Genomic DNA, 13,929 nt, shown 5'->3' with positions numbered 1-13,929 from the left:
AATATCCAGAAAAAAAGTAAGGGAAGATAAAAAATACTATATATCGTTACGAAGCAAAAAGGTCTATCAAGCCGCATAAATACTGTCTTGATAGACCTTTTTTAGTTTAACAACTGTCAAAGATGGGATTATACACCAAAACCAACATAAATAAAAATAATTTTCAGTTTATCGTCGTGAAGGTACGAGACTTCTGGAACATTAACGGATGAGTTTTGTTAGTTTGTGCACTCTGTTCAGATTAAAAATGGGATGGTCTACGGCATTGCCATCAGAAACACGCTCTCGCTCCTAGTTGTGCCTAGCGGATGCTAAGTTCTCGCTTCGCCTGACGGCTTGCGAATCACTAAGCACCGAGGCACAACAAAGGTTTCTGATGGCACATGCCGCACCCCATCCCTTTCTTGTCTGAACAGATATAGACAAAATGATAAAATGCCACTTGTTATATGTTACCATAGTGCCCCATACAGCTTTACGAATAAGCCTGAAATAGAGGGGCTAGGAGCTGACGAAACCTGCTACTGCCAACCGCTGTAGAAACTGAAATCTTTTAGCGAAGGGTTGCTGAAACCAGATATAGCCAACTGGTGTATACTCCCCCGAAGCATTCATCTAAGTGGTACAGCCCATAGGAAACAGTGGCAGCTTTAATGAAAATGTATCAGGAACTGACTGAAAAAACAACAGTTAAAAATATCAATTTATAGGTTTTCACGTAGCACTAAATGCTATCAGACTGCTACAGGAACTGCTACCAGACCTGCTACGTCCTATAATATATATAAGATAAAGATAAATGCATAAGACGAATTATAATATTTTTTTCTGCTCATCTGTCACAAAGAGGTCGATAGAAAAATTGCTGCTGTCAAAAAATGCAGTGAAAAAAAATTTTTTTTACGCCAGCTTATTGCCGCCCTCAACAGCGGCAATAAGGCTGGTGCTTTTTTCTTGCATGTTGACTCAAGCTGAAAAATGCTGTAAAATAAGAACATAAAAAAGAGCGAACCACAACGATGGCTCGCCGCTATAGGTTTTTGGTGGAAACTTATCCGACCATACACCAGTGCTGACGACACTGATGGTCACAACATCTACGAAGAAGTCATCCTCGGCAGGGATGGCTTTTTTCGTGCAGAAAAACTGCTAAAAATTGCATAATTTGCATACCGCGTCCGCCCTGCAAGCATAATCCTGCAACACATGTATTGTAGCATATTTATAATAAAAACGCAATACATAAGTTCTATAAAATGCTTGCAATTATACTGGAAATAGCAGGTCTCGTCAGCTCCTAGCCCCCCCTATTTCAGGCTTATTCGTAAAGCTGTCTGGGGCACCATGGTAACAAATAATGTATGTGGTTCTGTCATTTTGTTTATATCTGTTCAGACAAAGAAAGGGATGAGTGAGGACAGTACCCATAGAAAACCTTGAGTGCGAGCGTAAGCGATGCAGGAGCTTAGAAGCGCGAGGCGCAGGGGATGACGAAACCCTATTGACATGAATTAGTTTCGAGGATAAATCCTTGTATGCTAGGCGGAGGAAGAAGGCATGGTGGTTCCATGCCGACCGACGACAACAACGCAGACAAGGATTTAGACCGAAAATAATCATGGAAATAGGGTTTTGTCACCCCTCCGAGCGAGAGCGTGTTTTCTATGGGTAGCTGTCCCGCTCAGCCCATTTTTAATCTGAACAGAGTACACGAACCAACAAAACTCATCCATTAATGTTCCAAAATGCTCGTACCTTCACGACGATAAACTGAAATTTATAAAATACTGATTCGCAGCTTAAATTCCTTTTTGCCCAATGGCTCTATCAGGCTGACATCCGCCTTTTCCTCAAACACATCACCTTCATCAGTGCAGGTGGACAGTCCGCTCCATGGCTCCAAGGCAATAAACGGGCTCTTGTTGGCAGTGGACCAGAGAATGAGGTACGGAAAATCTGCAAAATCCACCTCAATGCCCTTATTGTGCTTCTCCGTTGCCAAGCGCACCCTGCGGGATTTCAGCCTGTCCAGGGTAACAGCATCCACCGCAAAATACTTGTAATCAAGAGGCAGCCTGTTTGTCCCCTGCAGGAACGGCTGACGGGACTGCCTGTCCACCAGCCCGGTATCAGGATGGTTGACAGCTGCCGTACAGTCCTCTGCCTGCTCAAATTCCAGATAATAATCCTCATATACCGTATCATCAGTCAACGGGCAGTTAAAGCCCGGATGCGCCCCCAGGAAACATGGCATAACCACATCACCGCGATTTTCCACAGTATATTTTATTTCTATAGTTTTCCCGGAAAGCCTGTAAGAGACAGACAGCTTAAAATCATAAGGATACTGCGCCAAGGTTGACTCATCCGCAGCTATGCTGTAGACAATTTCCTCACCATCGGCCTTCTCCAGCACAAATTCCTTCTTTCTCACAATGCCGTGCCTTGGCATACAGGTTTCCTTGCCACCGCCAATTACCGCCCTGTCGTTGCGCAAACTGCCGCAGATAGGGAAAAGCACCGGTGCCTGACCGCTCCAATACCTCTTGTCCCCCTGCCACAAATACTCCGTGCCCTCCTTATCCCTGATGGAGCTCAGCGCCCCACCAAAAGAATTCACCACGATAGACAGATTTTCATTCTGCAAAACCTTTTCCATAGACCAATCACTCCATTTTGTACTAACTGTGTTTTGCTAAACTATTCTCAGCCCTATCATAGCATTGCAGAATAGGAAAAAGTTATCAGCTTATGAAAACCTTTTCAGATAGGTCAGCCAGTGCCCCTCGCCCTTCAGGCAGGCGCAGCAATCGGCCAGCTCGTGCTCATTCTTCACACAGACCGATAAAAACGGCTTTTGCGGAAAACCTAATTGAAGATAGCCAAAAATCAACAAACTCAGTATAATTATAAGCAGATATTACTACAATAGCAGTTAGGAGGAAGATTTATGCAATTTGTGCGCAAGACATTTTTTCTGCTGATTATGCTGATTATGCTGTGCCAGTCAGCCCTGGCAGCCGATTTCAGCAAGCTGGTTATCCTGCATACCAACGATACCCACGGCTATGACGAATACGGAGACGGCCACAACGGCATGGCTGTAATAGCCAGCCTCAAGGAGAAGCTTGAGTCCGACGGCTATCAGGTACTGCTTTTGGATGCAGGAGATGCCATTCAGGATAACAATCTGGTGAATTTCAGCAAGGGAAAATCCGCCATTCAGTTTATGAATGCTGCCGGGTATGATGCCGCCACCCTGGGCAACCACGAATTTGATTACGGGCAGGATATACTGAGGGAACGCATGTCAGAGGCTTTGTTTCCCTATGTTGCCGCCAATATACGAATCGAAGCCAGCGGCAAAAATTTTATCCGTCCCTATACGATTGTCCAAAAAAATGACCTGAAAATCGGTATTCTGGGGCTGACTACGCCCCAGACCATTACCAGCACGTCCCCAAAGAATGTGCGGGGCCTGGCCTTTTTGCAGGGCAGGGAGCTGTGGCAGTCTGCCAGCCTTGCCGCCAAAGAGCTGAGAGAGCAGGGCTGTGACCTGGTTATTGCCCTGGGGCACCTGGGCAGCATAGAGGATGGCACAGAAAGCAGTGCTGAAGCTGTGCTGTCCCATACCAGAGGCATTGATATTCTCATTGACGGCCATGACCATCAGGTAAAAAACAAATATGTGGGCGATACCCTGCTGGCTGAAACCGGCTGTTACACGAACAACATCGGCTGTATTGTGCAGGAAAATGGCAAGTGGGTTGAAAAGATGGTTGCCTTCGGTGAATATACCGCTGAAAATCCAAAGGTAAAGCTGCTGATGCAGACTGCCAGAGGCGAAGTATCTGCCAATCTCGGGCAGGTAATAGGAAAATCCCTGGTGACACTGGATGGCAGCCGTGCACCAGGCGTCCGCACCATGGAAACCAATTCCGGAAATTTCTGTGCCGATGCTGTTCTTTGGCAGGCAGCTCAGGCAAATGTGCTGAATGATACTGTAGATGCCGCTATCTGCAACGGAGGCGGCATTCGCAGCGGCATAGCTCCCGGTGACATTACGCGCAGCATGCTCTACAGCATGAACCCCTACAACAACCAGCTGTGCGTTGTGAAAATCACAGGCAGCAAGCTGCTGGAAATTCTGGAAGCAGCTACTGCCTATACCCCTGAGGCTATGGGTTCCTTCCCTCAGGTGGCAGGCATCAGCTATACGGTCAATACTGCTGTGGCATACAGCAAGGGCGAGCAATATCCCAACTCCGGCTACTATGCTCCAGCCCTGCCAGGCAGCCGTGTCACGATTGAGTCTGTAGGCAACCGCCCCTTCCAGCCTGAGGCTGTCTACTCTATTGCCATGATTGATTTTCTTGCCTCCGGTGGCGATACCTACGCCGGCCTGTGCCTGCCAGGTGCCAAGCTGGATTATCAGAGCATCGGCTATCTTGATGCAGAGGCCTTGGAAAACTATCTGACAGAAAAACTGCATGGGGTGATAGGAATTGAATATGCCGAGCCACAATCCCGCATTACCATAAGATAAATTTCAGTTTATACAGCGGTCGGCAGTAGCAAGTTTCGTCAGCTTCCTGGCTCCTCCTATTTCAGGCTTGCTCGTAAAGTTAGATTGATTACCTTGGTAGCGTACAGCAGGGTATAGTTGATAACTATGTGCATATCTGTTCAGACAAAAAGAGGGACAGGTGCGGCATGTACCCAAAGAAAACCTTGAGTGCAGCCTCGCTTCTTAGCAAGTGCGAGCGTAAGCGATGCAGGAGCTTAGAAGCGCGAGGCTGTGCTAAGAGCGAGAGCGAGTTTTCTATGGGTACTGCCGCTACCTGTCCCTTTTAAATGTCTGAACAGAGTCCACGAACTATCAAACTATTTCATTCAGTATATGCACGAAGTAACAAACCAGCACGACGATAAACTGAAATTTATCTTATAATATTGACTACACTGCTAAGTGCCGTTATCTTCACCTCATCCAGCCTGTATCCGAAAGCTCCGATGGACAAAGGCACATAATCATCAGGAATCTGCAGCAGGTGGCGTATCTCATGCACCCCGGCCTCACTGAGCTCGGAACGCGTAGACAGCCAGCAGGAGCACACATTGTATTTTTCTGCTGCCAGCATCATGCTGCCAAACAAGGTATTGGCAGCATCCTCAGCATACTTCATATCACCGCTGCCGGAAATCACCAGCAGCATCGGAATATTTTTCAGCAAATCACCACCATTGTACAAATCCCTGCCATTAACAACACCCAGCCTGCCCATGGTCTGCTGGCCGGTGCTGTCCAGCAGCATCCTGACCACATTGTTGTTCTGCACAGCCGTAAAATGCCAGGACTCGTTCTTCTCCACATTGGACAAAGTACGCCCCTCCTCCAATATAGAAAGCAAATCCGCATCCTTCAAGGTTGTATCAGAAAAATTATAGACACTGCGCCTCAGCAAAATCTTACGCATGAGATTATTCATGCTGCTCACTCCTCCTAGGCGTATACCGCACGCCTTCCCGTTCCTCGTTACTTATTGTTTACCTATCCGTTCCAAACCAGCTTACCGGTTATCCACCTTGTCCATAGCCACCATATCATGCTGGCTGAACCGCTGCCATGCCAGCTCCTCAAACTTAGTGCCAGGCTTGCCGTAGTTGGTATAAGGATCAATGGAAATGCCGCCCCTTGGCAGGAATTTCCCCCACACCTCCAGATACCTTGGCTCCAGCAGCTTCACCAAATCCTTCATGATGATATTCACCACATCCTCATGAAAATCACCATGGTTGCGGAAGCTGAACAAATACAGCTTCAGTGATTTGCTCTCCACCATCTTGATATCCGGCACATAGGAAATATAAATCGTTGCAAAATCCGGCTGCCCCGTAATAGGGCAGAGGCTGGTAAACTCCGGGCAGTTGAATTTCACCCAGTAGTCCCTGTCAGGGTGCTTGTTGTCAAAAGTCTCCAGCACCCCCGGCTGATAGTCAAAGCTATATTTCGTATTCTGATTGCCCAAAAGCGTAATTTCAGGCATATCCTTCTTATCTCTGCTCATACTCCACCTTTACTATATTCCACTGTCAACAATTTTGCCATCAGTACACCGTCAGCCGGCCTAAATGCCGCATCCCGCCAGATATGGATTTTCCGGCTCCACGAAAAATTTCTGCTCAAAATCCTCCGGTGCCTCAGGGCGACCGAAGAAATAGCCCTGAATGCTGTCCGCATGGCAGAAATCACGCAAAAGCTCATATTCCCGAATCGTCTCCACGCCCTCTATGCAGCAGTCAATGCTGACACTGTGGCACAGCTCAATGGTGGACTTCACCAGCTGCCGGTCAAACTCGTTGTTCTCCTCGGTAATATGGGTAACAAATGCCCGGTCAATCTTCACAATATCACAGGCAAGATTTTTCAGGTACGCCAGCGATGAGTAGCCCGTCCCAAAGTCATCCATGGCGATGCTGATGCCCATCTTCCTGAACTCCTGAAACTGGGTATTCACGTTATTCCAGTCAGAAACGATGGCTGTCTCCGTCAGCTCCAGCACAATCAGATACGGTGGCAAATCATGTTTTTTCAGGCATTCCAGGGCAAACTCCTTGAAGCCGCTTTCCTTGATCTGCTCATAGGACAGATTGATGCTGATGCGCATGCCCGGCCATTTTTCCTGCCACGCCTTGCACTGCTTCACCGCCGTCTCAAATATCCAGCGCCCTACCGGGATAATCATCTTGGTTTCTTCCAGAATCCGCACGAACTCCATCGGCGATACCATACGTCCCTTGGGGCTGCGCCAGCGAAGCAGGGCCTCCGCCCCGATGAGCCGCTGGGTCCTGGCATTGACCTGGGGCTGGTAAAACAGGGAAAAGCCCTCAAAACCATGCTCAATGCTGTCCTGCAGCATATCCCGCATGGTGATGGACCTGAGCCAGCGGTTGTACTGCTCCTTGGAAAAGATAATATTCTTGTTCTTGCCATCCCGCTTTGCCTGGTCCAGCGCCGCCTCCGCATGCTTGTGCAGCACCAGATAATCCTTGCCCCCCTGTGGATAAAGAACCGTACCGGCAGAAATCGTGCAGAACAGGCTGCGCCCCTCCACCTCATGAGGGCGGCAGAAGGACCTCTGCACCGTCTCAAACAGTGACTGTGCCCCTGCCTCATCCATATCCGGCACCACGATGGCAAACTCGTCACCATCCAGCTTGTACAGCATAACCCCCTCCGGCAGCACGTTGCTGATGGCATCTGCCGCTATCCGCAGCAGCATATCACCAAACCGCCTGTTGAAGGACTCGTTGATTATCTTGAAATTATCTATGCCAAAAATCAGCATGGCCCCGTTAGGGAATTCCCCATCGACTCTAACCAGGGCGGCCTTCACAGCCTTCTCAAACTGATATTTTGTCAAAAGTCCCGTATTGGCATCAGCCTGAATTTTCTGCTCCAGAGGGGTAATAATACCTGCAAACAGCTCCGGGGCTCCATCCCTGCCAAAGGACATCTGCCCCTTGCAGCGAACCCAGACATAGTTGTCCTTGGCATCCCGCACACGATAAATCACATCGTGCATATTATCCTCCGGCGTAAACTCCTTATGCAGGTTCTTTATGTAATCATCATAATCATCAGGATGAACCCTCGGCAGCCATTCTGCATCCATATCCATAAAGATCTCTGCCGGCATACCGAAATCCGTGACCATATTGGGTGATAGCATCACAATATTTTCCACTATATCAGTGGCGAAGAAATATTCGTCTGAGGAAGCACACAGCATCCTGAAATAGCCCTGAATTCGCTTCAGCACCGAATTGCGTGGAATCTGACATCTTTTTCTCATCAATACCTACTCCATAGACGTACATCATAAATAAAATGTATCAATACTTATAATTTTATACAAAAAAGGCTTCAATATCAATGTTTTTTTACGTTATCTGCACCAAAATTACATTTCTGCCCCTATTGCCACCCTCCGCCGCCCCACAATCCCTGCGAGGCAAAAGAAAACGGCCATGCCAAAAGCCGGGCTTTCAGCATGACCGCAGATATGCTATAGATTATTTCTTTTCCAGCAGCTTAGGCAGATTTGGCACTTCCAGCCACTGAGCAATCTCATCATTGGTAGGGAACCTGCCATTCAGCACCTTCTTACCGTCCAGCAGAATCAGAGGCAGTGCCTCGTTGCCGTTCTGGCGCAGGAACTCGCCGGCAACCTCGTTCTCCAAAAATGCCTTGCGGTCGCCCGGCATGATGTATCTATCAATATCGTAAGCATTGTTCTGCAATACCTTCACTACGGTATCAATGCGCATCAGCTCCTGGTCAACGCTCAGGCCGCACATACCGTCGCTAGCACAAACAGCACCCTCAAAAATCTGCATCTTTTTCATAATCAATTCCCTCTTTCTTTCTACATTTGCCTATTATCTTCTTGACACGCTCCCCCGCAGCTGCGAAGGATTCCCCGTATAAAAGCGCACTCCCCATAAGTACATCCGCGAACAGTGCCCTCCGGGATGGATGGTGCCTCAGCCACGCTTCACCCTCCGGCAAAAAAGCATCCCCTCAATCCTCAGCTGCCTGCAACAGAGCAAGCATCTCGTTGATATTCTTCTTGCCGAAGGTGACATGCTCATCATTGATGACAATACATGGAACACCCTTGATCTTGTACTTGTCGATAATGTCCTGAAAACGTATCACATCGAAAATCTCCGCTGTCACGTTGTCGGACAAAGTAGCCAGCCTCTGGGCAGCCGTTACAGCCTCCGGGCACTGGTTACAGGACAAGGTCATCATAACCTGAATTTTCATCCTGCTGCCGATAGCCTTGGCCTGCTCTACGACCTCCGGAGCCACCTCCTGCCCCGGCCCTGCCGTATTGTACAGCGCCAGCAGGAAGGACTGGAACTCATGGCCTCCCGGCACCGCATGGTAGACAATCCCCACGGGGCTGCCATCCTCCCGGAAAATCTCTATGCCGGGAATCCCCCGGGCTTCCTCAGCTTCCCACAATAGCTTGTCAGACAGCTGACAAAAATCCTGAATAAAGCTGTGTATTCCCTGCCCCAGGTCGCTGTCATCATAGCGTACCTTCAGCCTGACAGGGCTGGCAAACTTGGCAAAAAGAGCCTTCAGCTGCTCAACATCTCCAAAATCCTGCATACAGCACCTCCGTCCTCTACGAAACACCGTCAAAGCCCCGGCTTATCAGAGCAGCCCTACCAAATCAAAGGTCGGCTTCAAGGTCTCAGCCCCCGGCGTCCATTTCGCAGGACAAACCTCATCCCCATGCTCTGCCACAAACTGCAACGCCTCAACCTTCCGTAAAAGCTCATCCGCGTTGCGGCCTACATTACCGGCATTCACCTCATAGGCAACCACCCTGCCCTCAGGATTGATGACAAAAGTACCCCGGTCTGCCATGCCGCTGGCCTCATCATAAATCTCCAAATCCCTGGCCAGGCTGCCGGTAGGGTCCGCCAGCATCGGATAATTTATCTTGCCAGCCTTCTCAGAAGACTCATGCCATGCCTTGTGCACGAAGTGAGTATCGCAGGACACGCTGTAAATCTCGCAGCCTGCCTCCTTGAACTTGCCGTAAAGGTTAGCCAGGTCCTCCAGCTCAGTAGGGCAGATGAAAGTAAAATCCGCCGGATAGAAGAACAGCACCGACCAGCCGCCTAGCAGGTCCGCCTTGGAAACTGTCCGGAACTCACCCTTTTTCGCATCTGCCGGCTGAACAAATGCCTGAACGGAAAACTCGCTAATCTCTTTGTTAAGTAATGACATATACTGTCCCTCCACCTTTCCCCAACTTATTTTATATTCATAAAATAACATATTTTTGACATAATGTCAATCGTTATTTAATATCTATTAATAATAAATATTAAATAATATTATATTTCAACTAAATACCTTGTATTTACTGGCTTCATAGTAATTAGTAGTAGTAATATATTATTTTATGACTGGAAATTTTTTTCAGCAACCTGGAAAAAGCATTGAGAAAAAGCATTATTATCATCAAAATCAAAGTCATTGCAAATCAAAAATATCCCTAAAACTATTCTAAATATGTTCTAAACCTATTCTGAACACATTGCAAACAAATTTAAAAAAATTCTGAAACAGGAAATAAAAAAAGAACCGCCATATCACAAAGATATGACGATCCTAAAAAGCAAAGCATGCAGCCTCATGGCTGATAACTTTTACAGCTTATTTTTATTTTTACATCTCAATCTAAATTATGCCGTCCTGTGCTTTTTCTTCCTGCGGCTCTGCCACATAACAACCAGCACAAAAATGATGAAGCCCGGAATATCAGTCCAGACGCCCGGCATAATCATCAAAATGCCGCCCACAAACTGCAGGACGCGCTCCACAGGGCTGCTGTGGTCAACCAGATAGCCAATCATGGCGGAGCTTACGCCCACCATGCCCAAAATAGCAGTCACTGCCGCAAAAATCAGGGAAAATACCGTAGCATTAATCATCAGGATTTCCGGCGACAGAACAAATATATACGGAATGATGAAAGCCGCTATGGCCAGCTTGGAAGCGTTCACCCCGGTAATCAGCGGCTTGCCACCGCTGATGCCCGAAGCCGCATAGGCAGCCAGTGCCACCGGCGGCGTAACATCAGCGATGATGCCGAAATAGAACACAAACATGTGGGCAGCCAGCACAGGCACACCCATCTGCAAAAGTGCCGGAGCCGCAATGGTAGAGGTAATAACGTAGTTTGCCGTAGTCGGCACGCCCATGCCCAAAATCAAAGAAGTAATCATGGTAAAGAACATGGTCGGCAGCAGATAGCCGCCGGACAATGCCAAAAGGCCGGAAGCCAGCTTCAGGCCAACACCTGTCTTGGTAACCACGCCAATGATAATACCTGCCGCAGCACAGGCAATTGCCACGCCCAGCACATTCCTGGCACCTGCCTCCAAACCACGGATAATCTCAATCGGCTTCATGCGGGTGCTCTTTTTCAAGGCGGAGACAGCAATGGACAGCACGATAGCCACCAGTGCCGCACGCATCGGGGTATAGCCTGTTACCAGCAGGTACACGATGACAATCAGGGGAATAGCCAGATGGCCCCTTTCCTTGAAAATCACCCATGCCTTCGGCAGCTGCTCCCTTGGCACGCCCTTCAGGTTGGTACGCTTGGCCTCCAGATGCACCCCCAGCCACAGGCCGGCAAAGTACAGCATGGCAGGAATAACTGCCGCCTCCACGATTTCGATATAAGGCACGCCTACAAACTCTGCCATGAGAAATGCCGCTGCACCCATAACCGGCGGCATCAGCTGGCCGCCAGTGGAGGAAGCAGCCTCAACGGCACCGGCAAACTCCTTGCGGTAGCCCAGCTTCTTCATCATCGGGATGGTAAAAGAGCCGGTACCTGCCACGTTGGCCACGGAGGAGCCAGACACAGTGCCCATCAGGGCACTGGACAGCACTGCCACCTTTGCAGGGCCGCCGCTGGCCCACCCGGCGATAGCGTTGGCAATATCAATAAAGAATTTGCCCAGCCCCGTGGATTCCAGATAGGCACCAAAGAGGATGAACAGGAAAATAAAGGTAGAAGACACACCCAGAGGAATGCCGAAAATACCCTCAGTAGTAAAGTAGAGATGCCCTACCAGCTGCTCAGGCGTCAGTCCGCGATGGCTCAGCACCCCCGGCATGTGAGGACCGGCAAAGGCGTACACGATAAACGCCGTCACCACCACTACCATCGGGATGCCAACCACCCGGCGGGTGGCCTCAATCACCAGCAGCACGCCTATGACGCCCACCACCAGGTCAGGGGTGGTAATCATACCGGCACGCATGGCCAGCTCCCTGTACATAATCACTATATAGGCAGGTGATGCCGCACCCAGCACCGCCAGCAACGCATCCAGGGGATGCAGGCTGCTCCTGGACCAGGACTTGCAGGTCGGATAGAGCAGATAAGAAAGTGCCAGGGCAAAGCCCAGGTGCACGGCACGCTGCAGCTGCGCATCCAGCACGCCGAAAAACGCCGTATAAAGCTGGAACACAGAAAAAGAAATCGCAATGGCAGAGATGATCTTTGCCATAAAGCCGGTATACTGCATGGTATCTGACTCACGGTCGTACTTTTTCAGCACTTCCTGAGCCAGGGCCTCATCGCTGGTAACCGGCTGTTTTTTATCCAAAGCCATAGCCTTGCCTCCTTAGAAAAATTTTGCCCACCGCTCCTGAAAAACCAGCTTCAACCCATAAAATCCGGGAGCGGTAAAAATGTCCACCCGATAGCCGGGAGGGTGAAAGCGATAAAGGTAATGTGCCTCCCCGTCCACCGTAACGGTAAGCTGGGTTCCCACCCCTGTGCGCAGGCTCAGGGAGGGAAAGCGGCGGTTCATGTTGTCCATGACAAAATCATCCCCCTCCTGATAGAAGCTGCCATCGCTTTCCATAAAAGGCAGCCCCACCCCGAAGGAATGATACCTGGTTCTCTGCAGAATCAGCTCGGACAAATCCTCGCCTACCACCAGATACTCCTCTACCGGTGTCTTCTGCACAGAATGAATAAAGCGGATATCTACAGGCATGCCGCTATAGGCAGGCATCATATCAATCAGCTGATCCTCTCCTGCCACAAAGAGCCAGGGACGCCCGGCATGCCACAGGGCCGCCGCCAGCACCACCGCCAGCAGCAGCCTGCATATTCCCTTGAACATTTTATTATGCCTCATAACAAAAAACAGGGCTGCCCGGAGTTCCTGACAGCCCTTGTCTTTCCCTTCAAAAATCGATTGCCACCGAAAAATTGCTCCAATTACTCCTTGAAGAACTTCTCAGCACCGGCATTCATCTGGATAGGCATACCTTCCATTGCACCTTCCTTGGTAATCAGCTTGCCAACGGAGTGAGCTGCCTTGATGCGATCCAGGTTGCTAAAGAGTGCCTTGGTAATGTCATAGCCCAGCTGCTCGTCAACCTTGTCGGTGCAAACCAGCATAGCCATTACAGAAATACCAGGAACTTCCTCCTCAAAGCCTGCATAAGTACCGGCAGGAATCACAACCTTGGTATAGAACGGATACTTGGCAATCAGGGCATCAGCCTTGTCAGCCTCAATCGGCAGCAGGCGAACCTTGTTCTGGGAAGCAATATCCTGAACAGCAGCGGTAGGATAACCGGCAGTAACGAAAGCCGCATCCACGTTGCCGTCCTTCAGGGCGCTGGCCGCCTCGGAGAAGGACAGGAACTGCTCATCAATGTCATCATAAGTAATGCCATAAGCCTCCAGAATCTGGCGGGCATTTGCCTCAGCACCGGAGCCCATAGCACCTACAGCTACACGCTTTCCCTTCAGGTCAGCAATGCTCTTGATGCCGGTGGATTCCAAAGTAACAATCTGGCAGGTCTCAGGATACAGGGTGGCAATACCCTTCAGGTTGTCCACCTTCTTGTCCTTGAACATCTCAATGCCATTGGCAGCATAGTAGGTAATATCATTCTGCACGATAGCCAGGTCAACGGAGCCTTCCTTCAGCATGTTGATGTTGGCTACAGTTGCACCGGTGCTCTGGGCACTGGCGTTCATCCCCTGAATGTTGTTGTTGAGAATTTCAGCCATGGCGCCGCCAATCGGATAATAAGTACCTGCGGTACCGCCTGTAGCGATGTTCAGGAACTTCTTCTCCCCTGCGCTGTCACCGCCGCAACCGGCAATCAGGCTGATCACTGCTACCAGCAGCACGCTCAGAATGGATAATCTGCTAAATAACTTCATAAACATATCCTCCTCATCCAATACATTTGCAAAAGCAATATCTGTTTTGCATATCACCTATAACATTATAGCATAAACATGGCTAAATGAAAATATCCTGCAAGGAAATACTGTATACAATAATGCAGCTGCC

12 protein-coding genes are annotated in these 13,929 nt (G+C 49.2%); 1 reads left to right on the top strand and 11 read right to left on the bottom strand.

Annotated features, from left to right (window positions below):
• Nucleotides 1-1,777: 1,777 nt before the first annotated feature.
• Entirely contained in the window at nucleotides 1,778-2,659 is an 882-nt protein-coding gene (locus FYJ84_RS08410; RefSeq protein ID WP_154407152.1) for an aldose 1-epimerase family protein, read from the bottom strand.
• Nucleotides 2,660-2,950: 291 nt separating this feature from the next.
• On the opposite strand from FYJ84_RS08410, the gene FYJ84_RS08405 reads away from it, so the two are divergent.
• Nucleotides 2,951-4,546 carry a bifunctional metallophosphatase/5'-nucleotidase gene (locus tag FYJ84_RS08405; protein ID WP_154407151.1) on the top strand — a complete coding sequence of 532 codons (1,596 nt, stop codon included), beginning with the start codon at nucleotides 2,951-2,953 and terminating at the stop codon, nucleotides 4,544-4,546.
• 394 nt (nucleotides 4,547-4,940) lie between these two features.
• On the opposite strand, the gene FYJ84_RS08400 is transcribed toward FYJ84_RS08405, so the two are convergent.
• From FYJ84_RS08400 to FYJ84_RS08355, 10 genes are all read right to left on the bottom strand, one after another.
• A complete protein-coding gene (locus FYJ84_RS08400) occupies nucleotides 4,941-5,489 on the bottom strand; it encodes a nitroreductase family protein (RefSeq protein ID WP_154407150.1) in 549 nt (182 codons plus the stop codon).
• 81 nt (nucleotides 5,490-5,570) lie between these two features.
• Nucleotides 5,571-6,068 carry a preQ(1) synthase gene (gene queF / locus FYJ84_RS08395; RefSeq protein ID WP_154407149.1) on the bottom strand — a complete coding sequence of 166 codons (498 nt, stop codon included), beginning with the start codon at nucleotides 6,066-6,068 and terminating at the stop codon, nucleotides 5,571-5,573.
• 60 nt (nucleotides 6,069-6,128) lie between these two features.
• Nucleotides 6,129-7,856, bottom strand: coding sequence for a bifunctional diguanylate cyclase/phosphodiesterase (locus tag FYJ84_RS08390; RefSeq protein ID WP_154407148.1), 1,728 nt, complete (start codon nucleotides 7,854-7,856; stop codon nucleotides 6,129-6,131).
• Between the two features lie 220 nt (nucleotides 7,857-8,076).
• Entirely contained in the window at nucleotides 8,077-8,409 is a 333-nt protein-coding gene (arsD, locus tag FYJ84_RS08385; RefSeq protein WP_154407147.1) for an arsenite efflux transporter metallochaperone ArsD, read from the bottom strand.
• A complete protein-coding gene (locus FYJ84_RS08380; protein ID WP_154407146.1) occupies nucleotides 8,387-8,572 on the bottom strand; it encodes a hypothetical protein in 186 nt (61 codons plus the stop codon). The genes arsD and FYJ84_RS08380 overlap by 23 nt, the downstream gene beginning before the upstream one ends.
• Nucleotides 8,573-8,584: 12 nt before the next feature.
• Entirely contained in the window at nucleotides 8,585-9,184 is a 600-nt protein-coding gene (locus FYJ84_RS08375; protein ID WP_154407145.1) for a thioredoxin family protein, read from the bottom strand.
• A gap of 45 nt (nucleotides 9,185-9,229) precedes the next feature.
• Nucleotides 9,230-9,811 (bottom strand): alkyl hydroperoxide reductase subunit C, encoded by a 582-nt coding sequence (gene ahpC, locus FYJ84_RS08370; protein WP_154407144.1) that lies wholly within the window; start codon nucleotides 9,809-9,811, stop codon nucleotides 9,230-9,232.
• A gap of 461 nt (nucleotides 9,812-10,272) precedes the next feature.
• Nucleotides 10,273-12,219: a TRAP transporter permease gene (locus tag FYJ84_RS08365; protein ID WP_154407143.1), complete on the bottom strand. Its 1,947-nt coding sequence runs from the start codon at nucleotides 12,217-12,219 to the stop codon at nucleotides 10,273-10,275.
• Nucleotides 12,220-12,231: 12 nt separating this feature from the next.
• Nucleotides 12,232-12,738 (bottom strand): DUF1850 domain-containing protein, encoded by a 507-nt coding sequence (locus FYJ84_RS08360; RefSeq protein ID WP_154407142.1) that lies wholly within the window; start codon nucleotides 12,736-12,738, stop codon nucleotides 12,232-12,234.
• A 98-nt stretch (nucleotides 12,739-12,836) separates the two neighbouring features.
• Nucleotides 12,837-13,796, bottom strand: coding sequence for a TAXI family TRAP transporter solute-binding subunit (locus FYJ84_RS08355; protein ID WP_235901402.1), 960 nt, complete (start codon nucleotides 13,794-13,796; stop codon nucleotides 12,837-12,839).
• Nucleotides 13,797-13,929: the final 133 nt, after the last annotated feature.

Source organism: Anaerovibrio slackiae (assembly GCF_009695585.1).
Taxonomy (GTDB): domain Bacteria; phylum Bacillota; class Negativicutes; order Selenomonadales; family Selenomonadaceae; genus Anaerovibrio; species Anaerovibrio slackiae.
Note: the sequence above shows the minus strand (reverse complement) of the source record. Positions and strands in the feature narration are given on the sequence as shown.

What these genes read in the sequence shown, in the direction of transcription:
- FYJ84_RS08355 (WP_235901402.1), bottom strand. Translation starts at nt 13,796, where the DNA reads ATGAAGTTATTTAGCAGATTATCCATTCTGAGCGTGCTGCTGGTAGCA.
- FYJ84_RS08390 (WP_154407148.1), bottom strand. Translation starts at nt 7,856, where the DNA reads ATGAGAAAAAGATGTCAGATTCCACGCAATTCGGTGCTGAAGCGAATT.
- queF (WP_154407149.1), bottom strand. Translation starts at nt 6,068, where the DNA reads ATGAGCAGAGATAAGAAGGATATGCCTGAAATTACGCTTTTGGGCAAT.
- FYJ84_RS08360 (WP_154407142.1), bottom strand. Translation starts at nt 12,738, where the DNA reads ATGTTCAAGGGAATATGCAGGCTGCTGCTGGCGGTGGTGCTGGCGGCG.
- ahpC (WP_154407144.1), bottom strand. Translation starts at nt 9,811, where the DNA reads ATGTCATTACTTAACAAAGAGATTAGCGAGTTTTCCGTTCAGGCATTT.
- FYJ84_RS08375 (WP_154407145.1), bottom strand. Translation starts at nt 9,184, where the DNA reads ATGCAGGATTTTGGAGATGTTGAGCAGCTGAAGGCTCTTTTTGCCAAG.
- FYJ84_RS08405 (WP_154407151.1), top strand. Translation starts at nt 2,951, where the DNA reads ATGCAATTTGTGCGCAAGACATTTTTTCTGCTGATTATGCTGATTATG.
- FYJ84_RS08410 (WP_154407152.1), bottom strand. Translation starts at nt 2,659, where the DNA reads ATGGAAAAGGTTTTGCAGAATGAAAATCTGTCTATCGTGGTGAATTCT.
- arsD (WP_154407147.1), bottom strand. Translation starts at nt 8,409, where the DNA reads ATGAAAAAGATGCAGATTTTTGAGGGTGCTGTTTGTGCTAGCGACGGT.
- FYJ84_RS08365 (WP_154407143.1), bottom strand. Translation starts at nt 12,219, where the DNA reads ATGGCTTTGGATAAAAAACAGCCGGTTACCAGCGATGAGGCCCTGGCT.
- FYJ84_RS08400 (WP_154407150.1), bottom strand. Translation starts at nt 5,489, where the DNA reads ATGAATAATCTCATGCGTAAGATTTTGCTGAGGCGCAGTGTCTATAAT.